Source organism: Erwinia sp. (assembly GCF_049696395.1).
Classification (GTDB): Bacteria; Pseudomonadota; Gammaproteobacteria; order Enterobacterales; family Enterobacteriaceae; genus Erwinia.
The window spans coordinates 12,181-38,444 of the sequence record NZ_JBAVTT010000119.1 but is presented as its reverse complement, the minus strand read 5'-3'; the positions used below and the strand labels follow the sequence as shown (position 1 = coordinate 38,444).

The 26,264-nt window shown below is 54.3% G+C and carries 30 protein-coding genes; 5 read left to right on the top strand and 25 right to left on the bottom strand.

The features are described 5' to 3' along the window. The 9 genes from WCC56_RS15360 to fkpA all read right to left on the bottom strand — a co-directional run. On the bottom strand, positions 1-346 hold a 346-nt coding region (locus WCC56_RS15360), incomplete at its 3' end, for a GTP-binding protein (protein ID WP_424693211.1). Between the two features lie 70 nt (positions 347-416). After that, positions 417-2,531 (bottom strand): elongation factor G, encoded by a 2,115-nt coding sequence (fusA, locus tag WCC56_RS15355; protein ID WP_424693210.1) that lies wholly within the window; start codon positions 2,529-2,531, stop codon positions 417-419. A 93-nt stretch (positions 2,532-2,624) separates the two neighbouring features. Then, the gene (gene rpsG / locus WCC56_RS15350) at positions 2,625-3,095 is read right to left on the bottom strand and encodes a 30S ribosomal protein S7 (protein WP_008457106.1); all 471 of its coding nucleotides are present in this window, start codon (positions 3,093-3,095) and stop codon (positions 2,625-2,627) included. 96 nt (positions 3,096-3,191) lie between these two features. Beyond that, complete coding sequence (gene rpsL, locus WCC56_RS15345; RefSeq protein WP_013204141.1) at positions 3,192-3,566, bottom strand: 30S ribosomal protein S12; 375 nt, start codon at positions 3,564-3,566, stop codon at positions 3,192-3,194. Positions 3,567-3,691: 125 nt separating this feature from the next. Continuing rightward, positions 3,692-3,979, bottom strand: coding sequence for a sulfurtransferase complex subunit TusB (gene tusB, locus WCC56_RS15340; RefSeq protein WP_424693209.1), 288 nt, complete (start codon positions 3,977-3,979; stop codon positions 3,692-3,694). Positions 3,980-3,986: 7 nt separating this feature from the next. Beyond that, a complete protein-coding gene (gene tusC, locus WCC56_RS15335; protein ID WP_424693208.1) occupies positions 3,987-4,346 on the bottom strand; it encodes a sulfurtransferase complex subunit TusC in 360 nt (119 codons plus the stop codon). Continuing rightward, positions 4,346-4,732, bottom strand: a complete 387-nt coding sequence (gene tusD, locus WCC56_RS15330; RefSeq protein ID WP_424693207.1) for a sulfurtransferase complex subunit TusD — start codon at positions 4,730-4,732, stop codon at positions 4,346-4,348. The genes tusC and tusD overlap by 1 nt, the downstream gene beginning before the upstream one ends. Further along, positions 4,732-5,454 (bottom strand): helix-turn-helix transcriptional regulator, encoded by a 723-nt coding sequence (locus WCC56_RS15325; protein WP_424693206.1) that lies wholly within the window; start codon positions 5,452-5,454, stop codon positions 4,732-4,734. Before WCC56_RS15325 ends, tusD begins: the two co-directional genes overlap by 1 nt. A 200-nt stretch (positions 5,455-5,654) precedes the next feature. Continuing rightward, a complete protein-coding gene (gene fkpA, locus WCC56_RS15320) occupies positions 5,655-6,491 on the bottom strand; it encodes an FKBP-type peptidyl-prolyl cis-trans isomerase (RefSeq protein ID WP_424693205.1) in 837 nt (278 codons plus the stop codon). Positions 6,492-6,776: 285 nt separating this feature from the next. Here fkpA and WCC56_RS15315 point away from each other — a divergent pair, with 285 nt between their 5' ends. Further along, positions 6,777-6,995 (top strand): SlyX family protein, encoded by a 219-nt coding sequence (locus tag WCC56_RS15315; protein WP_013204147.1) that lies wholly within the window; start codon positions 6,777-6,779, stop codon positions 6,993-6,995. A gap of 61 nt (positions 6,996-7,056) precedes the next feature. Here the strand turns inward: WCC56_RS15315 and slyD are convergent, their stop codons facing one another. The 4 genes from slyD to kefG all read right to left on the bottom strand — a co-directional run bounded on the left by slyD (position 7,057) and on the right by kefG (position 10,296). Continuing rightward, entirely contained in the window at positions 7,057-7,596 is a 540-nt protein-coding gene (slyD, locus tag WCC56_RS15310) for a peptidylprolyl isomerase (RefSeq protein ID WP_424693204.1), read from the bottom strand. A 139-nt stretch (positions 7,597-7,735) separates the two neighbouring features. Next, a complete protein-coding gene (locus WCC56_RS15305) occupies positions 7,736-7,930 on the bottom strand; it encodes a YheV family putative zinc ribbon protein (RefSeq protein ID WP_013204149.1) in 195 nt (64 codons plus the stop codon). Positions 7,931-7,938: 8 nt separating this feature from the next. After that, positions 7,939-9,744: a glutathione-regulated potassium-efflux system protein KefB gene (kefB, locus tag WCC56_RS15300; protein ID WP_424693203.1), complete on the bottom strand. Its 1,806-nt coding sequence runs from the start codon at positions 9,742-9,744 to the stop codon at positions 7,939-7,941. Next, positions 9,745-10,296: a glutathione-regulated potassium-efflux system ancillary protein KefG gene (gene kefG / locus WCC56_RS15295; protein ID WP_424693202.1), complete on the bottom strand. Its 552-nt coding sequence runs from the start codon at positions 10,294-10,296 to the stop codon at positions 9,745-9,747. A 121-nt stretch (positions 10,297-10,417) separates the two neighbouring features. On the opposite strand from kefG, the gene WCC56_RS15290 reads away from it, so the two are divergent. Beyond that, entirely contained in the window at positions 10,418-12,316 is a 1,899-nt protein-coding gene (locus WCC56_RS15290; protein ID WP_424693201.1) for an ABC transporter ATP-binding protein, read from the top strand. Positions 12,317-12,481: 165 nt separating this feature from the next. Here the strand turns inward: WCC56_RS15290 and tauD are convergent, their stop codons facing one another. The 5 genes from tauD to WCC56_RS15265 form a co-directional block, all read right to left on the bottom strand. Further along, positions 12,482-13,336, bottom strand: coding sequence for a taurine dioxygenase (tauD, locus tag WCC56_RS15285; RefSeq protein WP_424693200.1), 855 nt, complete (start codon positions 13,334-13,336; stop codon positions 12,482-12,484). Continuing rightward, entirely contained in the window at positions 13,333-14,160 is an 828-nt protein-coding gene (gene tauC, locus WCC56_RS15280; RefSeq protein WP_424693199.1) for a taurine ABC transporter permease TauC, read from the bottom strand. Before tauC ends, tauD begins: the two co-directional genes overlap by 4 nt. Next, the gene (gene tauB, locus WCC56_RS15275) at positions 14,157-14,924 is read right to left on the bottom strand and encodes a taurine ABC transporter ATP-binding subunit (protein WP_424693198.1); all 768 of its coding nucleotides are present in this window, start codon (positions 14,922-14,924) and stop codon (positions 14,157-14,159) included. Before tauB ends, tauC begins: the two co-directional genes overlap by 4 nt. A 9-nt stretch (positions 14,925-14,933) precedes the next feature. Next, positions 14,934-15,914: a taurine ABC transporter substrate-binding protein gene (gene tauA / locus WCC56_RS15270; protein ID WP_424693197.1), complete on the bottom strand. Its 981-nt coding sequence runs from the start codon at positions 15,912-15,914 to the stop codon at positions 14,934-14,936. Positions 15,915-16,139: 225 nt separating this feature from the next. After that, complete coding sequence (locus WCC56_RS15265; RefSeq protein ID WP_424693196.1) at positions 16,140-16,742, bottom strand: LysE family translocator; 603 nt, start codon at positions 16,740-16,742, stop codon at positions 16,140-16,142. An 85-nt stretch (positions 16,743-16,827) separates the two neighbouring features. Here WCC56_RS15265 and WCC56_RS15260 point away from each other — a divergent pair, with 85 nt between their 5' ends. Both WCC56_RS15260 and WCC56_RS15255 read left to right on the top strand, forming a co-directional pair. Further along, on the top strand, positions 16,828-17,820 hold the full coding sequence (locus WCC56_RS15260) for a hydrolase (RefSeq protein ID WP_424693195.1): 993 nt from the start codon (positions 16,828-16,830) through the stop codon (positions 17,818-17,820). Position 17,821: 1 nt separating this feature from the next. Next, positions 17,822-18,040, top strand: a complete 219-nt coding sequence (locus WCC56_RS15255; RefSeq protein ID WP_013204163.1) for a YheU family protein — start codon at positions 17,822-17,824, stop codon at positions 18,038-18,040. Here the strand turns inward: WCC56_RS15255 and WCC56_RS15250 are convergent. Genes WCC56_RS15250 through WCC56_RS15220 form a run of 7 tightly spaced genes read right to left on the bottom strand, consistent with a single transcriptional unit; the run spans position 18,037 to position 25,229 of the window. Next, the gene (locus WCC56_RS15250) at positions 18,037-19,422 is read right to left on the bottom strand and encodes an amidohydrolase family protein (protein WP_424693194.1); all 1,386 of its coding nucleotides are present in this window, start codon (positions 19,420-19,422) and stop codon (positions 18,037-18,039) included. The genes WCC56_RS15255 and WCC56_RS15250 overlap by 4 nt on opposite strands. A 9-nt stretch (positions 19,423-19,431) precedes the next feature. Then, positions 19,432-20,196 (bottom strand): cysteine hydrolase family protein, encoded by a 765-nt coding sequence (locus WCC56_RS15245; protein ID WP_424693193.1) that lies wholly within the window; start codon positions 20,194-20,196, stop codon positions 19,432-19,434. A gap of 1 nt (position 20,197) precedes the next feature. Beyond that, positions 20,198-20,620 (bottom strand): cupin domain-containing protein, encoded by a 423-nt coding sequence (locus tag WCC56_RS15240; protein WP_424693192.1) that lies wholly within the window; start codon positions 20,618-20,620, stop codon positions 20,198-20,200. A 3-nt stretch (positions 20,621-20,623) separates the two neighbouring features. Next, complete coding sequence (locus WCC56_RS15235; RefSeq protein ID WP_424693191.1) at positions 20,624-21,562, bottom strand: ABC transporter permease; 939 nt, start codon at positions 21,560-21,562, stop codon at positions 20,624-20,626. Then, positions 21,559-22,671: an ABC transporter permease gene (locus tag WCC56_RS15230; RefSeq protein WP_424693190.1), complete on the bottom strand. Its 1,113-nt coding sequence runs from the start codon at positions 22,669-22,671 to the stop codon at positions 21,559-21,561. The genes WCC56_RS15235 and WCC56_RS15230 overlap by 4 nt, the downstream gene beginning before the upstream one ends. Then, a complete protein-coding gene (locus WCC56_RS15225; RefSeq protein WP_424693189.1) occupies positions 22,655-24,205 on the bottom strand; it encodes an ABC transporter ATP-binding protein in 1,551 nt (516 codons plus the stop codon). Before WCC56_RS15225 ends, WCC56_RS15230 begins: the two co-directional genes overlap by 17 nt. Positions 24,206-24,221: 16 nt before the next feature. Next, entirely contained in the window at positions 24,222-25,229 is a 1,008-nt protein-coding gene (locus tag WCC56_RS15220) for a BMP family protein (RefSeq protein ID WP_424693188.1), read from the bottom strand. A 112-nt stretch (positions 25,230-25,341) separates the two neighbouring features. Between WCC56_RS15220 and WCC56_RS15215 the strand changes: the two genes are divergently transcribed. Then, a complete protein-coding gene (locus tag WCC56_RS15215; RefSeq protein WP_424693187.1) occupies positions 25,342-26,241 on the top strand; it encodes a LysR family transcriptional regulator in 900 nt (299 codons plus the stop codon). The last annotated feature ends 23 nt before the right edge of the window (positions 26,242-26,264 follow it).

The window sequence follows — 26,264 nt, the reverse complement described above, 5'->3', positions numbered from 1 at the left end:
TCTGAGGCATAGGGCCGTCAGTTGCAGCAACAACCAGAATTGCACCGTCCATCTGCGCAGCACCGGTGATCATGTTTTTCACATAGTCGGCGTGGCCTGGGCAGTCAACGTGCGCATAGTGGCGAGTCGGGGTGTCATATTCAACGTGTGAAGTGTTGATGGTGATACCACGTGCTTTTTCTTCTGGTGCGTTATCGATCTGGTCGAATGCACGAGCAGAACCGCCGTAGGTTTTAGCCAGAACGGTGGTGATTGCTGCAGTCAGGGTAGTTTTACCGTGGTCAACGTGGCCGATAGTACCAACGTTGACGTGCGGTTTGTTACGTTCAAATTTCTCTTTAGCCACGACGATATTCCTTACTTTAATGCTCTCACACCGTGGTGAGAGCATATGATCAATATTTTAAAACTGTAGCTTATTTGCTACGAGCTTCAATAACGGCCTGAGCGACGTTGTTCGGCGCATCATCATACTTCAGGAACTCCATGGAGTATGAAGCACGGCCTTTAGTCAGAGAACGCAGCTGAGTTGCATATCCGAACATTTCAGACAGCGGTACTTCAGCGTGAATCTGAACGCCAGTAGCGTTAGATTCTTGTCCCTTCAGCATACCACGACGACGGCTAAGGTCACCGATAACGTCACCGGTGTTCTCTTCCGGAGTCTCTACTTCAACCTTCATGATCGGCTCAAGCAGAACTGGAGTTGCTTTCTTAAAGCCGTCTTTGAACGCGATAGAAGCAGCCAGTTTAAACGCCAGCTCAGAGGAGTCAACGTCATGGTAAGAACCAAAGTGCAGACGAACACCCAGATCAACTACTGGATAACCAGCCAGAGGACCTGATTTCAGCTGCTCCTGGATACCTTTGTCTACTGCAGGGATGTATTCCGTTGGAATAACACCGCCTTTGATATCGTTGGTGAACTCGTAACCTTTAGGGTTAGAGCCCGGCTCCAGTGGGTACATATCGATAACGACATGACCGTACTGACCACGACCACCAGACTGCTTGGCGTGTTTGCCTTCGATATCGTTGACACGAGCGCGAATCGCTTCGCGGTAAGCTACCTGTGGTTTACCCACGTTCGCTTCAACGTTGAATTCACGCTTCATGCGGTCAACGATGATGTCGAGGTGCAGCTCACCCATACCGGCGATGATGGTCTGGTTAGTTTCTTCATCAGTCCATACGCGGAATGATGGATCTTCTTTAGCCAGACGGCCCAGAGCCAGACCCATTTTTTCCTGGTCAGCTTTGGTTTTCGGTTCAACGGCGATCGAGATTACTGGCTCAGGGAATTCCATGCGCTCCAGAATGATCACGTTGTTCGGGTCACACAGAGTGTCACCAGTAGTCACGTCTTTCAGACCGATAGCTGCGGCGATGTCGCCTGCACGAACTTCTTTGATCTCTTCACGTTTGTTGGCGTGCATCTGAACGATACGGCCCAGACGCTCACGTGCTGACTTAACCGGGTTATAAACGGTGTCGCCAGAATTCACGATACCGGAGTAAACGCGGAAGAAGGTCAGGTTACCTACAAACGGGTCGGTAGCGATTTTGAACGCCAGCGCAGCAAACGGTTCTTCATCATCTGAGTGACGAACAGCTGGGGTATCTTTACCATCGTCCAGCATACCGTTGATTGCAGTAACGTCAGTTGGTGCTGGCAGGTATTCAACTACCGCATCCAGCATCGCCTGAACACCTTTGTTCTTAAATGCAGAACCACAGGTAACCAGGATAATTTCGCTGTTCAGCACGCGCTTACGCAGAGAAGTTTTGATCTCTTCTTCAGTCAGCTCTTCGCCACCAAAGAATTTCTCCATCAGTTCGTCAGAACCTTCAGCAGCGGCTTCAACCAGCTTGGCACGCCATTCTTCAGCCAGTTCCTGCATATCAGCTGGGATCTCTTCGTAAACGAAGGTTACGCCCTGATCGGCATCGTTCCAGTTGATGGCTTTCATTTTCACCAGGTCAACAACACCGGTGAATTTCTCTTCTGCGCCGATGGCCAGCTGTAATGGCACTGGGTTTGCACCCAAGCGCACTTTCATCTGGTCAACAACTTTCAGGAAGTTAGCACCCATGCGGTCCATTTTGTTAACGAACGCGATGCGTGGAACTTTGTATTTGTTAGCCTGGCGCCATACGGTCTCAGACTGTGGCTGAACACCACCAACCGCACAGTAAACCATTACTGCGCCGTCAAGCACACGCATGGAACGTTCTACTTCGATGGTGAAGTCAACGTGTCCCGGGGTGTCGATGATGTTTACGTGGTGTGGCTCAAACTGCTTAGCCATACCAGACCAGAAACAGGTGGTCGCAGCGGAAGTGATGGTAATACCACGTTCCTGTTCCTGCTCCATCCAGTCCATGGTGGCTGCGCCGTCATGTACTTCACCGATTTTGTGGTTTACACCGGTGTAGAACAGAACACGTTCGGTCGTCGTCGTTTTACCGGCGTCGATGTGTGCGCTGATGCCGATATTACGGTAGCGCTCAATGGGTGTTTTACGAGCCATTTGATTCCTCTGATTCTCGGACGTTCTAAGTTAGTAAACCCCAGCGGGTGAGTCACTGGGACGCCCGCTGGGTTAATAACAACTACGAAGCTGTTACCAGCGGTAGTGAGCGAACGCCTTGTTGGCTTCGGCCATACGGTGAACGTCTTCACGTTTCTTAACTGCAGTACCTTTGTTCTCTGCAGCATCAGAAAGTTCGTTCGCCAGGCGCAGAGCCATCGATTTATCACCGCGTTTACGAGCAGCTTCAACGATCCAACGCATTGCCAGAGCATTACGACGAACCGGACGGACTTCAACTGGTACCTGATAAGTAGAACCACCAACGCGACGGGATTTAACTTCCACGGTTGGGCGGACATTGTCCAGGGCTACTTCAAATGCTTCCAGTTCGTTTTTACCTGAACGCTGAGCCAGGGTCTCAAGCGCGGTATAGACGATTGATTCAGCTGTAGATTTTTTACCATCTACCATCAGGATGTTTACAAATTTAGCCAGCAGCTCTGATCCGAACTTAGGATCCGGCAGGATTTTACGCTGGCCAATTACGCGACGACGTGGCATGGAAATACTCCGTTGTTAATTCAGGATTGTCCAAAACTCTACGAGTTTATTATGACATTAAAGATAAAACGTTTGGCCTTACTTAACGGAGAACCATTAAGCCTTTGGCTTCTTCACGCCGTACTTGGAGCGTGACTGCTTACGGTCTTTAACACCTGAGCAGTCCAGCGCGCCACGAACGGTGTGGTAACGCACACCTGGCAAGTCTTTAACACGACCGCCACGGATCAGGATCACGGAGTGTTCCTGCAGGTTATGACCTTCACCGCCGATGTAGGAGGTAACTTCAAAACCGTTGGTCAAACGAACACGACATACTTTACGCAGTGCGGAGTTCGGTTTTTTAGGGGTAGTAGTATATACGCGAGTACATACACCACGTTTCTGCGGGCAGGCTTCCAGCGCAGGTACGTTGCTCTTTGCAACTTTACGTGCGCGTGGTTTGCGAACCAGCTGATTAACTGTTGCCATTAAATAGCTCCTGGGATTTGCTTTTGCTTCGTAAACACGTGATAAATCGCCTCGTGGTATAACGAGGACGCAGAATTTTAGGGCTGAGCTCAAAAGGTGTCAAGAAATAACCAGGATATCTTCAGTTACCAGGTCATTTGTTGTGGGTTTTTTACCGTCAGCGCGACGAAATCAGTATAGCTCACTGTGGCTGTACTGGCGGAAATTTGAGCAGACAGCCCTCGCGCGACAACATCTTCTTGCAGCACATACAGGGATATAGGGGCTTGCAGCAGAATTTCAAGGGCACGAGTCCCTTCGATTGCGGCCAGTACTGCATCCTGAAGTAACAGCACATCGTCGCCAGCGGCGAAAAATCTCACTATTGCCGTTAAATCGGTTTTGAAGGGGGAAGTGGTCAGGGTGTGCAGCATAAATTCCTCAAAACGTGATGATCCGATCGTACTTTCCGAGCTCTTCACGCAGAACCGTTGGGGTCAGAACTTCAGCGGGCAGGACTTTGATCATTTCGGCATTAAGGCCTCGTTCAGACAGCGACGCTGCACAAACATAGAAATGCTCGACGTCATACAGCGGAAGCACACCAAAAGTCGCAATATAATTCCGGGAAAGTATCTGTTCGGGGTCCTGGCCTGCGATAAGCTGGAACACACCATCACCGACAAAGAACAACGCCACGTCCTCACTTAGCGCAGACATTGCCATCACCGCATCAAGGCCTTCACGCCCTGCACTGGTGCCATGGGGAGCCTGATTGAATACAAACGCCACACGGTTCATCAGAACTGCACCAGACGGTCGCAGGTCAGCGCGGCTTCTGCCAGCGCACCTAACCCGGAAAGCTGAAACCCATCAGCCAGGTTTGCTGCAGGGAGCGCCAGATTCTTCGCTTCCTGCTGATCAGTAATCCCACGGCGTAGTGCCGCTGCTACACAGATGTTCAGCGTAACGCCCTGCTCCTGATGTAATTTTTGCCAGGCCTGGCTGAGATGAAATTCATCGCTGGCGGGTGAGGTCAACTGGCTGGCATTCAGCACGCCTTCACGGTAGAAGAACACGCTCTCCAGTTCATGGCCAGCGGCAAGCAGAGCTTGTGCAAAAAGATACGCGCTGCTGGCGTGCTGAGTACCGTAAGCCGGTCCGGTGACCAGCAAGGTGTAACGCATCAGCGATCGTGTCCCTGCAAATCTCCGTTCTTAAACTGTCGGATGTAGAGATAAACCGTGTGCTTGGAGATGTTCAGGCGTTCGGCCACCTGGTTAATGGCATCCTTGATATCAAAGATCCCCTTCTCATACAGGTTAAGCACAATCTGACGATTTTTGGCGTTGTTGGAGACATTGCGATCGCCGCTCACCTCTTCAATGGTGAACTCCAGCGTTTGCATGACCAGGTCGTCAACAGAGGAGGCGAAGTTAACCGATGAAGCCGCATCCTGCGTCTCAGGCGGCATAAACGTGGCCATAATCTGCGAGAAAGGCACATCCAGGTTCATGTTGATGCACAGCAGACCGATGACACGCTGCTCGCCGTTACGGATCGCAATCGTTACCGACTTCATCAGCACACCGCTTTTAGCACGCGTGAAATAGGCCTTAGAGACATTGCTGTCTGCGCCATTCATGTCATGCAGCATACGCAGTGCCAGGTCGGTAATGGGCGAGCCAATTTTTCGGCCCGTGTGCTCACCGTTGGCGATCCTCACTGCTGAACACTTCAAATCTTCCAGCGAATGCAGCACGATTTCGCAGTGCGAACCGATCAGCATGGCCAGGCCATCCACTACCGCTTCATAGGATTTGAGGATATCAAAATCAGTTTGTACGAAGGGATGCTGTTCCAGTAATTCCAGATCGGCCACATCACCGGTAAAAATTGAACCAGACATTAAGACACCACCCTTTATGGGAGCCTGTCGCACGGCGCAAGGGCAGACTCGTTCTGAAGAAAATGCGTGAGGCACAGTCTATCAAATATCAGAAACGCCTGTCCTGACCTTTGTCATGAAATGCCGGGGAACGCAAAAACAAGGGGGGTTTTGAAGAGGGGAACAGCAAACCGCCACACATTGTGTGGCGGTCAGAGGTGTTACTTAGCCTGCGTAGCGGCAGGTGCTTCTGCTGGGCTCGGAGCATTTGCATCCGCTTTAGCAGCAGGTTTGATGTCAAGCAGCTCAACATCGAACACCAGTGTGGAGTTAGCCGGGATGCCCGGAACGCCGTTTTTGCCGTAAGCCAGCTGTGGTGGGATCACCAGCTTAATCTTACCGCCTTTCTTCACGTGCTTCAGACCTTCAGTCCAGCCAGGGATCACGCCATCCAGACGGAATGACAGTGGCTCACCGCGAGTGTAAGAGTTATCAAACTCAGTACCGTCAATCAGCGTACCTTTGTAGTTAACGACTACAGTGTCGCTGTCTTTAGGTGCGTCGCCGGTACCTTCTTTCTCAACCTGGTAAAGCAGGCCAGACTCGGTTTTCTTCACGCCTTTTTCTTTAGCGAATTTGGTGGCAAAGGCTTCACCTTTAGTGGTGTTCTCTTTAGCGTCTTTTTCCATTTTCGCCTGAGCTGCGCCTTTCACGCGGCCTTCAAACGACTGCAGCGTTTGCTCGATTTCCTGGTCTGAGAGTTTGCTCTTGCCAGCAAAAGCGTCCTGAACACCGGAGATCAGCTGATCTTTATCAAGTGTGATGCCCAGTTTTTCTTGCTCTTTCAGCGAGTTCTCCATGTAGCGACCCAGTGATGCACCCAGCGCATAAGCGGACTGCTGGTCATCATTCTTGAAGGCTGCGTTCTTCGGTGCCTGCTGTGGTGCCTGCTGAGCCGGTGCTGCTGCCGGGGTAGTTTCGGCAGCCATTGCCAGTGGCGCATTCAGCGCAACGGCCATGGTAGTGGCTAACAGTGTGACTTTAAACAGTGATTTCATCCATTTCTCCAAAACCGAAGGTTCTCACCTCGGAAATCGTTTACAGGTCAGGGCCTGCACTATAACTGTGTGCGAGGAAGCTACACAATCTCGCAATGAAAACTAAGTTAACTTCCGACCGCAGTCACCTGCGAAAGTTTCAACACAGAGATGCAGACGCGAAAGAACTTTTTCAACCGTTGGACCGAAATTAACCGCAAAATCCCTATTTCAGCCCCGCCTTTCCCGCTAGAATCACCGCATTCGGCCAGTATAACGGCCAGTGCAGTAACAAGAGGAAAGCGTATGCAACAATCATTGTTTGAAGAGCGGATGGAGATGCTGGAGAGCCGACTGGCCTTTCAGGAACATACCCTTGAAGAGCTGAATCAAACGGTGATTCATCATGAGCTGGAGATGGCCCGTCTGCGTGAGCAGATGCGCCTGCTGACCGATAAGCTGAAATCGGCTGCTCCCTCGATGATCGCGTCACAGTCTGAAGAAGCCCCGCCACCGCATTACTAATTCCGGAATGTAGGGCATAAAAAAAGGAGCCCTCAGGCTCCTGTTTTTTTGTGCTGGGCACTTAGTGGCTGCAACCACAGCCGCCTTTACCATGGTCATGATCATGGTCATGGTCATGGTCGTGATCATGACCATTCTCACCATGCACGTGCCCATGAGCCAGCTCTTCTGGGGTGGCTTCACGTACAGCAACCACTTCAACGTTGAAGTTCAGGTTCTGACCAGCCAGCATATGGTTGCCATCAACCACTACGTGCTCGTCTTCAACTTCGGTAATTTCTACCGGTACAGGGCCCTGATCGGTTTCTGCCAGGAAGCGCATGCCAACCTGCAGTTCATCAACGCCCATGAACACGTCTTTCGGTACGCGCTGCACCAGGTTGTCGTCATACTGACCGTAAGCGTCGTCGGCAGTGATGTTCACTTCGAACTTATCACCAGCCTGATGCTCTTCCAGGGCTTTTTCCAGACCCGAGATCAGGGAACCATGACCGTGCAGGTAATCCAGCGGTGCACTCACCGGGGACTCATCGACCAACACGCCGTCTTCTGTACGTACCTGGTATGCCAGGCTGACCACCAGGTCTTTAGCTACTTTCATGATTACTCCTAACCGTTGAGAACGTTGAGTCCTTAGTTTGTTGACCTGTTTGCCAACGCGAAAGACTCTAATTTGGGCCGATTGTAACGAATTTCAATGCCGCTGTGTGTTACAGCTTAAAAAAAGCTGTGGCATAACGCTACTCAGGATGGAAAATTCCAATCACTTGCTCATTGGTTCTGACCTGTTCCTGCGCCTGTTTATCCGCTTCACGCATCTGGTGGCCGCACTTAACACATTCAACAACATCAATATTATTTTCCTGCCACAACGCAAGCGTATCCTGAGCCTTACATTTTGGGCAGGTAGCACCCGCAATAAATCTTTTACGCATAATTGATCCTATTCAAATTCGTCCCAGCCATCAAACTGGCGTTTTTCATGCTGCATCTCAGCCTGAAAAATGTCTTCCAGCTCACGACGAGCTTCTTTTACTCTGGAGATCTGCTGGCTGTCCGCGTGGTTTGGCATCAGTTCTCGCAGCATTCGCATATCTAACCGGCGGAAATGTTGCTGAGCGCGAAACGCCTGATGGGGATGCATGCCTAACGTCATCAGCGCTTTACGGCCTAACTCCAGCGCACTGGAGAAGGTCTCACGGGAAAATTGCGTCACGCCAGCCTGAATCAGTTCGTGGGCTTCCACACGCCCTCTCGCCCTTGCAAGGATCTGCAGATGAGGGAAGTGATGCTGGCAAAGATGCACAATTTCCATCGCATCTTCCGGGCCGTTACAGGTAATAACTATAGACTGTGCGGTTTCCGCGCCTGCCGCTCGCAGCAGTTCTAACTCCGTCGCATCACCATAGTATACTTTGTAACCGTATTTTCGCATCAGGCTGACAGCACTGATGTCGCGCTCAAGTACAGTGATCCGCTTTTCATTTGCCATCAGCAAACGTGCCACGACCTGACCAAAACGTCCAAACCCCACCACGATAACCTGCGGTTTATCGTCTTCAACAAAGGGTTTTTCTGCGTTTTCATCCACCTCGTTAAAGCGTCTTTCCAGAATTTTATCAACGCCCTGCATTAAAAGTGGTGTGGTCATCATTGATAACGTGACCGTCACCAGCAGCAAAGGCATTTGATCGCCGGTAAACAGTTTTGCTGACGAAGCCGCAGAGAACAGCACGAAAGCGAATTCCCCGCCCTGGCTTAGCACGCCTGAAAACTGCAGGCGTTCTGAACTCCGCAGGCCAAAGATGCGTGACAGCAGATAGAGCACACCGGCTTTGATGGAAACCAGCGCCACCACGCCAATCAGGATTTCAGTAATATGGGTATAAAGCACGCCCAGATTCAGCGCCATGCCAACGGAGATAAAGAACAGCCCAAGCAGCAGTCCTTTGAACGGATCGATAGCGATTTCAAGCTCATGACGGTATTCACTTTCCGCCAGCAGGATCCCGGCGATAAAGGTCCCAAGCGCCATTGAAAGCCCCAGCGCATCCATAAATAGCGCCGAACCGAGTACCAACAGCAGCGCTGCCGCGGTGAAGACTTCACGTACGCCTGAAGCCGCAATAAAGCGGAAGATCGGTTTCAGCAGGTAGCGCCCACCGATTAACATGCCGGCAAAGGCTAACACCTTCATGCCGACTTTCATCCAGTCGGTATGGCCGCTGTCACCGCCTGCCAGTAACGGCACCAGCGCAAGTGCTGGGATCACCGCCAAATCCTGGAACAGCAGCACGGAGAAGCCCAGCTGGCCAGATTCATTGCGGTTCATGCCTTTATCGCGCATCAACTGCAGCGCCATCGCCGTGGAGGACATCGCCAGGCCAATACCGCCGATAGTCGCGGCCTGCCAGGAAAAATCAGTCAGCAGCAACAGCCCACCCAGAATGGCGGCACTGAAGATGACCTGAGCCGCGCCCACCCCGAAAATCGAGCGGCGCAGCTCCCACAACTTTGAAGGCTTCAGTTCCAGGCCGATGATAAACATCAGGAACACCACGCCCAGTTCAGAGAAGTGAAGGATCTCATCCACATCGCTGATGAACCCCAGTCCCCAGGGGCCAATGGCGATACCAGCCAGCAGATACCCCAGTACGGCGCCAATACCCAGACGGGCAGCGATAGGAACAGCGATTACCGCAGCAAATAAATAGACCACGCCTGCCGTCAGGAGAGTTTGTCCTTCCATTCAGATACCTCCATAAGGCAAAGGGGATGCAAGCCAGTCACTGTAGGCTCGCGAAAAATTTTTCATGATTTCCGGCGTCTGGCGACGTGCCCAGTAGATGATCATCGGCGTCAGCCAGTGCATCCGGCACATCTGCGCGGTCAGTTCAAACGGGCGCATGATGTCGGACATCGGATAGCGGTTCAGCCCTTCCTGATGATAAGCCGCTTCCGGTTCACCGGTGGTGATCACGCTGCGCCAGTACTTCCCTTCCAGCACGTTGCCGCCGGGGCCGCTGGCAAACCCGCGTGAAAGCACACGATCAAGCCACTCTTTCAGCAGCGCCGGGCAGCTGTAAGTATAAAGAGGATGTTGGAAAACAATGATGTCGTGTTCACGCAGAAGCTGCTGTTCATAATGAATATCGATAAAGAAATCAGGATAGTGCGCGTAGAGATCGTGAACGGTCACGTGCGGTAAATCATAAGCCGGCTGCAGTAAAACCCGATTGGCTATCGAGTCTTGAGATTCCGGGTGTGCGTAAAGCAGCAAAACTTTAGGTGGCTGCGACATCATTCCCCTCCAAATCATCGTCACGGCGGGGAAATTCCGCTACCATGCTCGACGCAACGGAATTCGAGATTCCGAAAAAATTGATGGTTTAATTTAACATATTCTGACTATTACGGCGCTTATGATTGTCTTCTCATCGTTACAAATTCGACGCGGTGTCCGCGTGCTGTTGGACAATGCCACAGCGACTATTAACCCCGGTCAGAAAGTCGGCCTGGTGGGGAAAAACGGCTGCGGAAAATCCACGCTGCTGTCACTGCTCAAAAACGAGATAAGCGCCGATGCGGGGAGCTTCAGCTATCCCGGCACCTGGTCGCTGGCCTGGGTCAATCAGGAAACCCCAGCCCTTTCCGTTCCGGCAATTGAGTACGTGATTGATGGCGACCGGGAATTCCGTCAGCTTGAAGCGGAACTGGCCCACGCCAACGACATCAACGACGGCCACGCCATCGCTACTTTGCACGGCAAACTGGATGCGATTCAGGCCTGGACAATACAACCTCGCGCCGCCAGCCTGCTTAACGGTTTGGGCTTTTCACAGGAACAGCTGCAGCGCCCGGTCAGTGATTTCTCCGGCGGATGGCGCATGCGCCTTAACCTGGCTCAGGCACTGATCTGCCGTTCTGACCTGCTGCTGCTCGATGAACCGACCAACCACCTGGATCTCGATGCGGTGATCTGGCTTGAACGCTGGCTGAACAGCTATCAGGGCACGCTGGTCTTGATCTCGCATGACCGCGATTTCCTCGATCCGGTCGTCGACAAGATTTTGCATATCGAAAATCAGTCGATGAATGAATACACCGGCAACTATAGCTCGTTTGAGATCCAGCGAGCGACCAAGCTGTCGCAGCAGCAGTCGATGTTTGAGAACCAGCAGCAGAAAGTCGCCCATCTGCAGAGCTTTATCGACCGCTTCAAGGCCAAGGCCAGCAAAGCGAAACAGGCGCAAAGCCGCATCAAGATGCTGGAACGCATGGAGATGATCGCCCCTGCGCATGTCGATAACCCGTTCACCTTCAGCTTCCGCGAACCTGAAAGCCTGCCTAATCCATTGTTGAAGATGGAAAAAGTCACTGCTGGTTACGGTGATAAAATCATCCTCAACTCCATCAAGCTGAACCTGGTTCCCGGCTCACGTATTGGCCTGCTTGGCCGCAACGGTGCCGGTAAATCGACGCTGATCAAAATGCTGGCAGGCGATCTGGCTCCGTTGAAGGGGGATATTGGTCTGGCGAAAGGCATTAAGCTTGGCTACTTCGCCCAGCATCAGCTTGAATTCTTACGGGCTGATGAATCGCCGTTGCAGCATATGGTGCGTCTGGCGCCAAAAGTGCTGGAACAGCAGCTGCGTGATTATCTGGGCAGCTTTGGTTTCCAGGGCGATAAAGTCACTGAGAACACTGAACGCTTTTCCGGTGGCGAAAAAGCGCGCCTGGTTCTGGCGCTGATTGTCTGGCAGCGCCCTAACCTGCTGCTGCTGGATGAACCGACCAACCACCTGGATCTGGACATGCGCCAGGCGCTGACTGAAGCGCTGATTGATTTTGAAGGCGCACTGGTGGTGGTGTCGCACGACCGTCACCTGTTACGTTCCACCACGGATGACCTCTACCTGGTACATGATGGCCAGGTCGAACCCTTCGATGGCGACCTGGAAGATTATCAGCAGTGGCTGAGTGACCTGCAAAAGCAGACTTTTGCTGCTGAGCCGAAGCAGGACAGCGCCAACAGCGCGCAGAATCGCAAGGATCAGAAACGCCGTGAAGCTGAGCTTCGTACGCAAACCCAGCCGCTACGTAAGCAGATCGAAAAACTGGAAAAGCAGATGGAGAAGTTCAACACGCAGCTGGCAGAGGCAGAAGCCAAACTGGCCGATTCCGCCCTTTATGATCAGAGCCGCAAAGCCGATCTTACGGCCGCCTTGCAACAGCAGGCTACGGCAAAATCGTCCCTTGAAGAGTGTGAAATGGAGTGGCTGGATTCCCAGGAACAACTGGAAACTATGCTAAACACCTGAGACTTCCAGCGGCCGGAGCAAACTTAACTTCGGTCGCTGGACAAGGTCCCTGGTCGCCATTACGGCATCATGATGCTGGGGATGAGCCTCTCTACAACGCCAGGCATTCTGGTCGCAACCAGATTTGCTGGCGCTGATTTGCTGCAAACCGCGGCCCCAGAAGAATCAGCCAGGCGCCCGGTAAAAAGGTTTATCGCCAAGGATCGTTGCGCGATGCATTATCCTGCGCTGGGGCAGATAGTCGGCATTGGCATAATGCTGGGTTACCCGGTTATCCCAGATAGCGATATCGTTCTCCTGCCAGCGCCAGCGAACCTGAAACTCCGGTTTACTGACGTGGGCAAACAGGAAATTCAGCAGCGCATCGCTCTCCTTCTGGCTCAGGTCCACAATACGGGTGGTAAAACCTTCATTCACGAATAATGCCTGCTTACCGCTGACCGGGTGAGTGCGGATCACCGGATGCAGCAACGGCGGATTTTTCTCTACCGCCAGCTTCCAGCGTGCATGCTCCTCTTCACTGCCCCGATGCTTAAACTCCTGAAACGACTTGGTGAAGTCATGCTCCGCCTGTAACCCGCTGAGCAGCACTTTGAAAGGGTCAGACAGCGCGTTATAAGCCGCAATCCCGCTGGTCCAGAGCGTATCCCCTCCCGTTTCCGGCAGCTGCTTAGCCGCCAGAATTGCGCCAGCCGGAGGCGTGGCAATAAAAGTCACATCGGTGTGCCAGTTATCGTTATCTGGCGGATTGTTGTCATGGGTATCCAGCACGATAATTTCTTCCACGCCCGGCGCGTGAGGATAAACCGGGTGGATGTGCAAGTCGCCAAAACGGGTAGCCAGCGCACGCTGCTGCTGTGGCGTAACGGGCTGATCGCGGAAGAATAAAACCTGATGACGGATCAGCGCATGATACAGCTGCTCGAATTGCGCATCACTCAGCGGACGGCTGAGGTTGATGTCGGAAACCTGAGCGCCGATGTGCGGGCCCAGCGCGGTAATAGTCAGTCGTTCGTTCATGAGTGTACTCCGTGCCACGGGGTTAAGCGGCGCTGAAGCGCGCGCAGCCCCAGCTCAAGGGTGAAAGCGATCAGGGCGATGACGGCAATGCCAGCCAGCACCACATCGGTTGCTAAAAATTCGCCGGCGGACTGCACCATAAAACCCAGCCCGCGAGTGGCTGCGATCAGCTCAGCTGCCACCAGCGTGGACCAGCCAACGCCCAAACCAATGCGCAAACCGGTAAGGATTTCCGGCAGTGCGCCTGGCAAAATAACGAACCACAACACCTGCCAGCGATTACCGCCAAGGGATTGGGCCGCTCGAATACGGACCTGCTGGGCACTTTTCACCCCAGCCAGCGCTGACATCGCTACCGGAGCAAAAATGGCCAGGTAGATCAGTAGGATTTTCGAGGTTTCGCCGATGCCAAACCAGATCACCATCAAAGGCAGATAGGCCAGGGGTGGAACCGGCCGATAAAGCTCGATTAACGGATCGAGAATGCCGCGTGCGGTTGCACTCAGTCCCATCAGGATGCCAACCGGCACGCCGATGATCACCGCAGCAAACAGCGCAATCAGGATCCTGCTCAGGCTGGCGGCCAGATGCTGCCAGAGCGTGGCATCCATAAATCCTTGTGAACTGGCAATAGTCAGCAGCTGATGGAAAACTTGCTGAGGCGCAGGCAGAAACAGCGGCGCTATCAGTTTCAGTGCCGTCACTGCCCACCAGATAGCGAGGATCACCAGCAACGTGGCTGCACTGAGCGTGATCTGGCGACTGAAGGGCCAGCGCAGCCGGACGCTACGCGGCAGGGTTTTCTCGGTGGATAACAGACTCATGAAAAGACCTCACGTTGCTGGAAGACTTGCCCTAAAACGTATTCTCTTCGCTCGATAAACGCCGGATCGGACTTGATGGAACGGCAGGACTCTCCAGCGGTATAACGTCGCCCAAACTCAAGCGGAAGCCTTTCAATCACCCTTCCCGGGCCAGGCGACAGCAGGATCAGTTCACTGGCAAGGAACACCGCTTCTTCAATATCGTGGGTAATCAGCAGGATCTTTTTGCCACTCTCCTTCCAGAGCGTCAGCAGCAGCTCCTGCATTTGTTCGCGGGTGAAAGCATCAAGCGCACCGAAGGGCTCGTCCAGTAGCAGCAGTTGGGGATCGGCAGTCAGCGCACGAGCAATGCCAACGCGCTGGCGCATTCCGCCGGATAATTGCCAGATAAAACGCTTTTCAGCGCCTTCCAGGCCGACTTTTTTCAGCATCTGACGGGCAATCTCACGGCGTGCGGTTTTCTCCACGCCAGCCAGTTGCAAACCAAAGGCCACGTTATCAAGCACGTTGCGCCACGGCAGAAGGCCTTCATGTTGAAACACCACGCCGCGCTCTGCGCCAGGCCCGGTAACCGCTTGGCCATCCAGCACAATGCTGCCGGACTCCGCAGGCAGAAAACCGGCAATCAGATTCAGCAGCGTGGTTTTTCCACAGCCTGAAGGTCCCAGCACCACCAGCAGCTCACCAGAATCAATCGACAGGTTGATGTCCTGCAGTGCGAGATGCCCTTCATAGCGAGCGGTAAGATGTGAGACCGTCAGCATGGGAACTCCTTATTGCACGGCGAGGGGTTTAACGAAGCGATCGGTAACGTAATCGCTGTAATCGGTGGCGGCCTGCGGCACCTTGCCCTGCTCTTTCAGGAATCGGGCAGTATCGATAATCGCCTTATCAACCGGCTTCCCTAATTGCTCAACCTGCTGCTGGGCGGTGAGGTAAGTATTGCCCTTCACCAGGCCGGGAACCTGTTGCTCCGGCACGCCGCTCAGGCGGGAAAGCTTGCTGAGGTTGTCGCCTTCTTTCAGCCACTGCTCCGGATTATCGAGATAGCCTTTCTGTGCGGCCAGCGCGCTGCGGGCAAAGGCTGTCACTACCTCAGGATGCTTCTGCGCAAAATCCTTACGGACAACCCAGACATCCAACGTTGGCGCCCCCCATTTACCCACCTGGCTGGAATCCGTCAGCACTTTGCCGGTTTTCTCCAGTTCGTTCACCGCAGGGGCCCAGACGTACGCGCCATCAATGTCGCCTCGCTGCCAGGCAGCAATAATCGCCGGGGGTTGGAGGTTCACAATTTGCAGCTGGTCAGGACGAATGCCCCAATGTTTCAACGCGGACAACAGGCTGTAGTGAGTAGTGGAGATGAAAGGAACGGCGATGCGTTTGCCGATCAAATCTTGCGGGGTTTTGATGGTGTTCTTCACCACCATCGCTTCAGAATTACCCAGCTGAGAGGCCAGCAGGAAAACTTCGATCGGCACCTGCTGACTGGCGGCTACGGCCAGAGGGCTGGAGCCGATATTGCCAATCTGAACATCTCCTGAAGCCAAAGCCCGCACCACGCTGGCGCCGCTGTCGAATTTGCGCCAGTCCACTGTCGCCCCGCTCTCTTTGGCAAAGGTATTATCGGCCTGAGCGACTTTCGCGGGTTCCGCAGACGTTTGATAAGCCACCGTGACCTCCACTGCCTGCGCAGTAAGCGCTGACAATGAGAGTGCCGCCGCAATAATTGTTAAAGTGAATTTTCCCGTCATGATCTCGTCCGCCGATAGTTATTGTTTGAATAACCTCTTTGTAACCGACAGCAACCATCGCAATAAAGTAATTAGAAATTATCTGTTATAACTTTTCGTCCTTAGATGAAATGCGGCGGTACTTAACCAGAAACCGGGTTTAGGCCATAAAAAAACCACCGACAGAAAAAGTGCCCGTTTGGGGAACACGCTTCCTGCCGGTGGTTTATTTTGCCGGACGGGGGATTAATGCCAGATAAGCAGAACGCAAGCCGCGGTCAGGATACCCATTGAGACATTAAAAATTGTCCATGCCTGGCGGCTGCGCAGAATGCGGCCAATCAGCGAGCCAAAGCCCAGCCAGATCACGCCGGAAACCACATTCACCAGCGCCATACCAACACTGATGGCCATCACCGAACTGCGGTAAGCTTCACCGGCCAGGCTGAAGCTGGCAACGGCGCCCAGCGCCATCAACCAGGCTTTCGGGTTGATCAACTGCAGCAGGCCACCTTGCCAGAACGGCATTGGCGCGGCTGGCGCATTTTCCGTGTCCAGTTTCTCATACTTCGAGGTGGCAATTTTCCAGGCCAGCCAGAGCAGATAAGCACTTCCGCCAATTTTCAGCACCAGATGCAGCGAAGGATATAGCAGGATCAGGCCGCCAATTCCAAAGGCCACCATCAACAGCATGAGCTGCATCCCGATCATGATGCCAATCAGTAACCCCAGTGAGCGCAGAAAACCAAAATTGGCGCCGGAGGCGGTGAGTAACATATTATTAGGACCAGGCGTAATGGCCGCGACCCATAAAAAACCTAACATCGATAAAAACAAACTCAGTTCCATATGAAACGGGTGCTCCTCACCCCCTGACCAGAAACGAACTTGTCGAAGCTAGCAATGTGACAGAGATCCTACAAGCATTTTGAACATGAATTTTAATCACTCAACCGCCGCCTCTTTTCAGCCTTTAACCGGCATGAGCAATGCGCACCTGCAAACCCTTCTGCCGCGTCTGGTTCGCCGCCGGATTACGTTAAAGCCGCACTGGCAACGGCTGACGCTGCCAGACACGGATTTTGTCGACTTAGCCTGGAGCGAAGACCCTCAGGGCGCCAGGCACAAGCCGCGTGTGGTGCTGTTTCATGGTCTGGAAGGCAGCTTTACCAGCCCGTATGCTCATGGGTTGCTGGAAGCCTGTAAAGAACGAGGCTGGCTGGGCGTAGTGATGCATTTTCGCGGGTGTAGCGGGGAGCCTAATCGCCTGGACCGGATTTACCACTCTGGCGAAACCAGCGATGCCACCTTCTTCCTGAGCTGGTTGCGTGAGGAATTAGGCCATGTTCCCACGGCGGCCGTTGGTTTTTCTCTGGGGGGCAACATGCTGGCCTGCCTGATGGGCAAACAGGGCAAAGCGTGCCTGCTTGATGCCGCGGTAATCGTTTCCGCGCCTCTTATGCTGGAACCCTGTAGCCAGAAACTGGAACAGGGATTTTCCCGCGTCTATCAGCGCTACCTGCTTAACCTGTTAAAGCAGAATGCCGAACGCAAATTACTTGCGTGGCCAGGCACCTTGCCGATCGATCTGCCGCAACTGAGGGCGTTGAAAAAACTGCGGGACTTTGACGATGCCATTACCGCCAGAGCGCACGGTTTTCAGGATGCCACCGATTACTATCGCCGCTGCAGCGCGATGCCATTACTGCCTGGCGTGGAGAAACCGCTGCTGATTATCCACGCCAAAGACGATCCCTTTATGACCAGCGAGGTGATCCCCGCTGTCGATCTGCTGCCTGCTTCCGTCACCTATCAACTGACTGAATACGGTGGTCACGTAGGGTTTGTCGGTGGAACCTTACGTAACCCACAAATGTGGCTTGAACAACGCATTCCTCAATGGCTTTCAACCTGGCTGGACAACTAACGTGATTATTCCCTGGAAAGAGCTCGACGCAGAAACCCTCGATAACCTGATTGAATCTTTTGTGCTGCGTGAAGGCACCGACTATGGCGAGCAGGAGCGCTCACTGGAGCAGAAAGTGAAGGATGTTCGCCGCCAGTTAAGCAGCGGCGAAGCGGTGCTGGTGTGGTCCGAACTGCACGAGACGGTCAATATCATGCCTCGTGGTTCGGTGACCGGTTAGAAAGAGGCCGAACGCCAGAGCCGTGGTTTATCGTTGCCGGTTCTGGCGGCCAGTGAAGAGGCCGCGAGGCTGGATCGAAGCAAAACGTCACGCTGATTTACCCGCGTCAGATTTCCGGCCCGCATCACCGCGGCCCCATCAATAAACACCTCGGTGACTTCATGTCCAAGCGCCGAATAGACCAATGCGGAAACCGGGTGGTGGATTGGCGTCATAGCAGGATGATCGGTGCCAATAACGATCACATCGGCTTTTTTCCCCACTTCCAGCGAGCCCACCAGATGATCCAGCCCGATGGCTCGCGCGCCATCAATTGTCGCCATTTCCATCACTTTTTCAGCCGTCATAATGGTGGGATCCCGGTGAACCCCCTTTTGCATCAGCGCCGCTGTTTTCATCGCCTGGAACAAACTGTGGTTGTTACTGCTCGCCGGGCCATCAGATCCTAAACCGACGGTCAGACCGGCGGCCAGCATCTCCGGGATCGGTGGGATGCCAGAAGCCAGATAGAGATTGCTGCAGGGATTGTGAGAAATCCGCACGTCATGATGTTTAAGCGCCCGGATATCTCGCGAGCTACACTGCACGCAATGCACCGCCAGCACATCAGGGCCAAGAAATCCGATATCGCTGAGGAATTCGGTATCGCTGCTTTGAAAACGCAGCTGCGCCTGAGCAATCTCAAAATCCGTTTCGGCGACATGCGTGGTGATCAGCACACCGGTTTCATTGGCCAGCTCACGCGTCCCACGAAGCACCTTCTCATCCAGCGCCCAAATCATACTCGGTGCCAGACCCACTTTTACCCGCCCATCAGCACGATGATAACGGTGAATAACCTGCCTGGCATCGGCCAGTGCCGCTTCCGGGGTTTCAATCAATTCAGCCGGAATACCGTGCTCTGCGCCCGTGGTCAGGAATCCCCGGCAGACATGCCCACGAATACCGCTCAGCTCAAACGCTTCAATCACTTTTGCCGTCAGGCCTGGCCGGGGATGGGCATACATAAAATCCACCAGCGAGGTCACGCCAGAGCGAATAGATTCCACGCAACCGTGCAGCGCTGCAGCGAATACATCTTCTTCTGTCAACGCCACCGCGCTCGGCCCGGTCATGCAGGTGAACCACTTCTTCAGCACCATATCATCACCCAGCCCCTTCAACAGCGTCTGGAAGAGGTGAGTATGGGTGTTCACCATACCCGGCATAATAATGCTGTCTCGGCAGTCGATGACTTCGGCTTCCGGGTTTGCTGCCTGTAACGTTTCCCGCGTGCCGATGGCCGCAATGCGATCGCCGCTGATTAACAGGCTGGCCTGCTGGTAGATATCCCGCTCGGGATTCATCGTGATGATCCAGCCATCAGTAAGAAGATAGGACAAGGGAACTCCTTAAAGTTGCGGCAGCAGTTCAGTTGAACTCACGACGAAACCGAAACATTGCTGCACGTTATACAGCGTGGCATCCAGGCAATAAGCCGGAGAGGTGGTCGCACTACAGTCTTCCAGCAGCAGGCAATCGTAGCCGTGGAAATTGGCGTCCTGCAATGTACACAGCACGCACTGATCGGCATTCACCCCAGCGAACAGCAGCGTGGTAATGCCCATATTACGCAGCACGCTGTCCAGCACCGTGTCCTTGAAACCAGACATCCGGTATTTGCTGATGCGGATGTCATCCGTTGCCGGGGCTAATTCGTCAATCACTTCGGCTGCCCAGCTTCCCTCTTGCAGCACGGGTTCACCTGAGGCCGGAAGTGGGTCGCCCAGGCCAACGCTGGTGCCGTCGGCGTTGTAGACATGCAGCAATGCAGGGCTGAGGTTCAGCTTATCCGGACGATTGCCCCAGTTAAGCCAGACGACCGGCACACCAGCTTCACGCAGGGAAGGCAACAGGGATTGCAGCGGTTCGATTGGTGCCCGCGCAGGCGTGACATCCACGCCGATGTGACCAAGCCAGCCTTCGGGATGGCAAAAGTCGTTCTGCATATCAATCACCAGCAGCGCGGTCCGCTGCAGATCGAAGGTGATTTCTCTGCCCCGGCTGAGCAAGCTAACCGGATTGGAGGAGACCGGCGGGCGCACCATATTGACCTCGCTGGCCGACACGCGCCATTGGTTATGTGCCGCACTTCCCAGAGGATTCAGTCCTGACATATTATCTCCCGCTTAATACACGCAAATCTTCTTCATCCAGCGCCATCGGCTGGCCGCTGCGGATCAGTTCCGCAAAACCTTCATTCGGTGTCATTACGGTCAGGGTATACAGCTTGCCGCTGCCGGTATTACGGATCAGGTGTTCATTGCCGGGGTGCAGCAGTAGCGCATCGCCTTTGCTGAGAGTGACTTCATCACCGTTGCAGCTCGCCACGCCCTCACCTTCCAGCACGTAGAAGAACTCGTGCGCGTGTGCATGTTCATTGGGCGGGGTTGCGCCACCGACGGTAAAAATCTCCACTACGAAGATATTTTCAATACCGTCCAACTGCTTGTCGAACAGCACCGCAAAGTAGTTAGTGTCTTTCGGGCTGATGCGGAAGACCTGAGCCTCCGCGGGATTTGTCAGGCGGAAATTCTTCATCCATTACTCCTTGCGATAAGGTTGGGTTAACGCCGCAGGTTGCACTGTACGCCCCACCACGCCTGACATGGCGAGGATGGTCAACAGATAAGGCAGTGCCAGTAACACCTGCGGAGGAAGGCTACTTTCAAACAGCTGGAGCGAGAGTTGCAGGGCATCAGCCGCACCAAAAATGAAGGCGGCAATCAGCGCTTTTATCGGGCTCCAGCGGCCAAAAATGACGATGGCGAGCGCGATAAATCCCTGGCCGCTGACAATGTTGTCGCGGAACAGTCCAATCTGGGCGGTAACCAGATAGCTCCCCGCCAGGCCAGCGCCCAGGCAAGAGAGAAGGACGCCCCAGGTTCGGATGCGCAGGACGTTAAGGCCAGCGGCATGAGCAGCACGGGGATTTTCCCCTACAGCCCGCAGAGAGAGACCAAAACGGGTATGGAACAAGCCATAGTGCGCAACCCCAACTAACAATAACGTGAGATAAAGCGGTAAGGGTTGGGAGAACAGCACGGGGCCAATCCCCGGCAGCGTTGAAAGCAGGGGAATATGGACAGGATTGAGCATACTGATCGTCGGTGAAGAGGTATCCCCCATCACCAGCGAATAGGTCCAGGTTGCCACGCCGCCAGCTAAAATGTTGAAGACAATCCCTATCACTATCTGGCTGGCATGCGCACGCAAATACAGCGCAGCGAGCAAAACACCCACCCCCATTCCGGCAACGCCTCCGGCGAGAAAACCTAACGCCGTTGAACCGCTGTAAACGGCGGTCATATAGCTGGCCAGCGCGCCCATCAGAATGGTGCCTTCAAGACCAATATTCAGCACGCCCGAGCGCTCAGCATAGATTTCGCCCAGAGCAGCCAGCAATACCGGGCCAGCTAAGCGCACGGCTGCTGCCAGCCAGGTCACCATAAAAGCGGTATCGATATGCATTAATGCGTTCATGACTTCTCATCCGTCAGAGAAGAGTGCGGAGTACGAGCAGGCCAGCGCAGGCGGTAATAGCGCAAGATGTCGCCTGCGAGGATCAAAATAACCACCAGACTTTGCAGAATAAGCACCACTGAAGTAGGCAAGCCGGTCTGGCGTTGCATCGCGCTGCCGCCAACCTCAAGGCCGCCATACAGTATCGCTGTTGGGATCACCAGCAGCGGGTTGAGCCTGGCCAGCAAAGCCACGACCACACCGATAAACCCGACACCGCCAGACAACCCTTCCATCAGACGGTGCTGCACACCCAATACGGCACAAAGACCGGCAAGCGCCGCCAGTCCACCGCCCAGCAGCACTGCGCTCATCTGACGTTTTCCAACCTCAATCCCGCTGTAACGTGCGGCTTTGGGGTTCAGCCCACTGACGATAATTTCAAAGCCCGCAGGCGTTGCCCTGATCAACCACCAGACGTAGAGCGTGGCGATAAGCGCGATGCCTAATCCCCAGTGCGCACGCATGCCATCCATAATGAAGGGTAACCAACTCTCTTTTGGCAGGCGCGGCGTTTGGGGCAGATCGCCTGCTGCACGCATCGGCCCGGAGACCAGATATTGGATCAGGAAAATCGCCACGTAGTTAGCCATCAGCGAAATCAACACATCGTTACCGCCGAACCTCACCCGCAGATAGCCAACCCAACCTGCCCACAGCGATCCCGCAGCGAAAGCAGCTACGATGACTGCAGGCCAGTAAGCCCAGCCAGGCAGCATCCAGGGAAGACCTTGCGGCATACCCGCCAGCGCCACCCAACTTGCCGCCGCCGCCCCCACCAGGAAGCAGCCCTCAAAGCCGATATAGCCCAGACCCGCGCGCCAGATAACAATCGTGCCTAAAGCAATCAGGATTAGCGGCGTTGCCTGCACCAGCGTCTGCCCTATACCCCGCATTGAGCCAAAGGCTTCACTGAATAAAAAGCCGTAGGCGCTGAGCGGATTGCCACCGAAAGGAATAAACAGCAGTCCGGCGAGGAAAAAGGCCACCAGCATTGCGCCTGTAGTGGTTATCGCAATGGCGGTTGAGGAGTCGGCTGGAGACAGTCGTTTTTCAAGCAGCTTGATCATTACCTGCCCCCGAAGTGAGTTTGCCACCGGCCATCAGTTCACCCAGCTTTTCTGCCGTAGCGTCTGACGCATCGAGGATCCCGGCGATTTGCCCGCTGTACATCACGGCGACCCGGTCAGAAAGGTTCAGGATCTCTTCCAGCTCAGCGGAAATCATCACAATGGCGCAACCGCTGTCACGCGCGGCAAGGAGTGCCTGCCAAACGGCTTCTACAGCGCCCACATCCAGCCCACGAGTAGGTTGTTCCACCACCAGCAGCTGCGGTTTACGGGCCACTTCCCGGCCCAGAATCAGTTTTTGCAGATTCCCACCAGACAGTTTCCCCGCCTCGAAGTCGATATCCGGTGTGCGAACAGCAAAGTGGTTGATGATGGCTCGCGCATGCAGCGCGATCTTCTTGCGGTCGAGCAGCCAGCCCCTGGCGTGGGTAAAGGTTTGTTGTGCGCCCAACATGGCGTTATCGGCTATCGACAGCGAGGTGACGGAACCCACGCCCCGGCGATCGGCAGGAATAAAACTAATGCCTTTGGCACGCCGCGCGGCAGGAGAAAGCTCAGTAATATCTTCGCCACTCAGCCAGATCCGCCCGGCTTCCACTTCGCGTAGATTCAGCAAAGCATCGGCCAGTTCGGACTGCCCGTTACCGTCCACACCGGCAATACCAACAATTTCCCCTGCGGCCACTTTCAGCGAGGCACGCCAGATTTTTTGCTGGCCGGTGTCGTCCCGCACCGCGATATTGTCGACGTGCAGCACCTCTTTTCCCGGCTGACAGGGCGACTTATTCACCCTCAGCACCACATCCCTTCCTACCATGCGTCTGGCGAGATCGGTTTCTGATGTCTCAGTTACCGCCACGGTATCGACCATTTTTCCGCCGCGCATAACGGAAACACGATCGGCTACCGCCATAATTTCGTACAGCTTGTGGGTCACGATGATCACCGAACGCCCTTCGGCACGCAGCGATTTAAGCGTGGCAAACAGTCCTTCTTTTTCCTGCGGCGTCAGTACGGCTGTGGGCTCATCCAGGATCAACACCTGGGCGTCCCGATAAAGTAGCTTGAGGATCTCAACCCGCTGTTGCACGCCAATCGGCAAATGCTGCACCTGTGCCCAGGGATCGACGGCAAGACCATGACGATCCGACAAAGCTTGTAAACGTGCCGCTGCTGATCGTAAATCAAGGTGACCGCTGCGGGTCTCTTTCAGCCCAAGGATCACGTTTTCCACCACGGTCATCGGCTGCACCAGCATAAATTCCTGATGAACCATACCGATGCCGCAGGCAATCGCATCACCGGGATCGCGCAGCGTGACCGGCTTGCCTTCGATGACAATCTCGCCTTCATCAGGCTGATACAATCCGTAGAGCATATGCATCAGGGTACTTTTCCCCGCGCCGTTCTCACCAAGCAACGCATGAATTTCCCCTGAGGCCACCTGCATCGACACACAGTCATTGGCCGTGACGCGCGCAAAACGCTTGGTCACCTTATTGAGCGCTACACGGACTGACGGAGTTGATGCCATATCAAAAATCCTTTGCTCACACTTTAGGGACGATGCTGCCGTTATCCAGCTGCTGCCAGATAGCGGTAAACTTCTGCCAGGCTTCAGCGCTGACCAGTTTGCTGTTGTAAGGCTCACTGCCGTACACCACCGACCAGGCTTTAGCGACCGTCGGAGACCACTCTTTGCCGCCCATAAACGTTTTATTCGCTACGGAATGGCCGACTTCTTCTACCATCCAGTCGAGGTTCTGCTTCAGACTGCAGGCGATATATTCAGGCGAGACATCTTTCTGGTCGGCATAACAGCCGATAGCTTTGACCTTCGCCGCAGCCGCGCCCTGTAATGCCCCTAATCCCGTCACGTCGGCGGTATGCCAGATCACATCAGCCCCGTTACCGATCAACGTAGTTGCCGCCTCTCTGCCCTTGGCAGCGTTGTCATAGTCGCCAGTGACCACGCCCAGACCTTTCACACCTGCACGAGTTTTCTCTGCTCCGGCAATAAAAGCCCGCATCATGGCTTGCTGCGTAGGGTTATCCCCGCCGCCCACGAAGCCAACCGCTTTCCCTTTATCGGAGATCAGGGCTGCCAGCGCACCAGCCGCATAAGCCGACTGCAAATAGGCCAGGTTGACGTATTCCACGTTGGCTGGCGCTTTGTTGTCTGGTTTGAAGGTTGAAGCAAAGAAATACGTGTCCGGATAGTCAGGGCCGATTTCAGCAAAGGCCGAACCGTATTCAAAGCTGTGGCCGATAATCAGCGTGTAGCCATCGTCGGCATAGCCCCTGATGACCTGCTCCATCTGTGCCTGCGGAACGCTTTCACTCCAGGCCACGGTAAAGCCCTCTTTCTTCAGGGCCTGTAATCCCTGATAAGCGAGCATGCTCCAGCCGCCATCGGCTACAGAGCCCGGTAACAACAACGCTATCTTGATGCTTTTATCGGCGGCCAGCGCGCTGTTAGAAAGTAACGGCGCCAAAGTCGGTAACATCACTGCACCCGCCAGCATTTTTGCAAATCCCCTGCGACTTACACCTGCCATTTTTTATGCCCCCTCAACTGAAGATTGTTCAGTTATGCCGCGATTTTCGTTACCTTAAAAGCACATATTTTCGCACTCATTGATGCCTTTAAGGCAACGCAGGGAGTTTGGCATGTTGCAACACCGGCTCTGGACCTACCTTGATGAAGTGGCGCGCTGCGGATCTATCCGCAAAGCGGCCGGACGACTGCATATCTCGGCTTCGGCTATCAACCGCCAGATCCTTGCGCTGGAAGAGGAGTTGGGGACACCGTTGTTCCAGCGCCTGCCCAGGAAAATGGTATTAACGGCGGCAGGGGAAGTGTTGATCCACCACGTGCGGCAGACCTTTAAAGAGCTGGAATGGGCACAAATCAAGATTGAAGAGCTGAAGGGATTAAGGCGAGGCGAAGTGACGGTCGCGATGATGAGCGGGCTGGCCGCCAATTTAATCCCACGAATGGCGGCTGAGTTCCGCCGGGCAAATCCGCGGGTAAAATTGATCCTCCGACAGATGACCACCGGCGATGACATTACTGCCGCAGTAGAGTCAGGGGAGGCCGATCTGGGGCTGGGCTTTGATTTTGATCTGCCGCCCTCTTTGCGCATCCTGGGAAGTGCCGTTGGCCGACTGGGTGCCGTTGTTGCGCCGGGTCATCCACTGGCCGATAAAACCAGCCTGCGCCTGAGCGACTGTGTCCCTCATCCGCTGGTGATTGCTGATAAGTCGATGGTGATCCGCCCGTATCTCAACGAACTGTTTGCCAGAGCGATGGTGACCGTCCATCCGGTGATTGAAACCAACTCGATTGAAGTGATGCGTCAGGCCGCAATGTTCGATCAGGCGCTGACCTTCCTCACCCCGTTTGATATTGAGTTTGATCTGCGTAGCGGGCGACTGATGTATATCCCGGTGAGGGAGTTATCGCAGCAGGCACAAACGCTGATGTTGATTGGCCACGATCGCGGCACCAGCGCTATTGGTAGCGTGCTGGCAGAAACGATCAAAGCCATGATGAGCCAGATGGCATAAGGGCGTTGCCGCTAAGACAACGC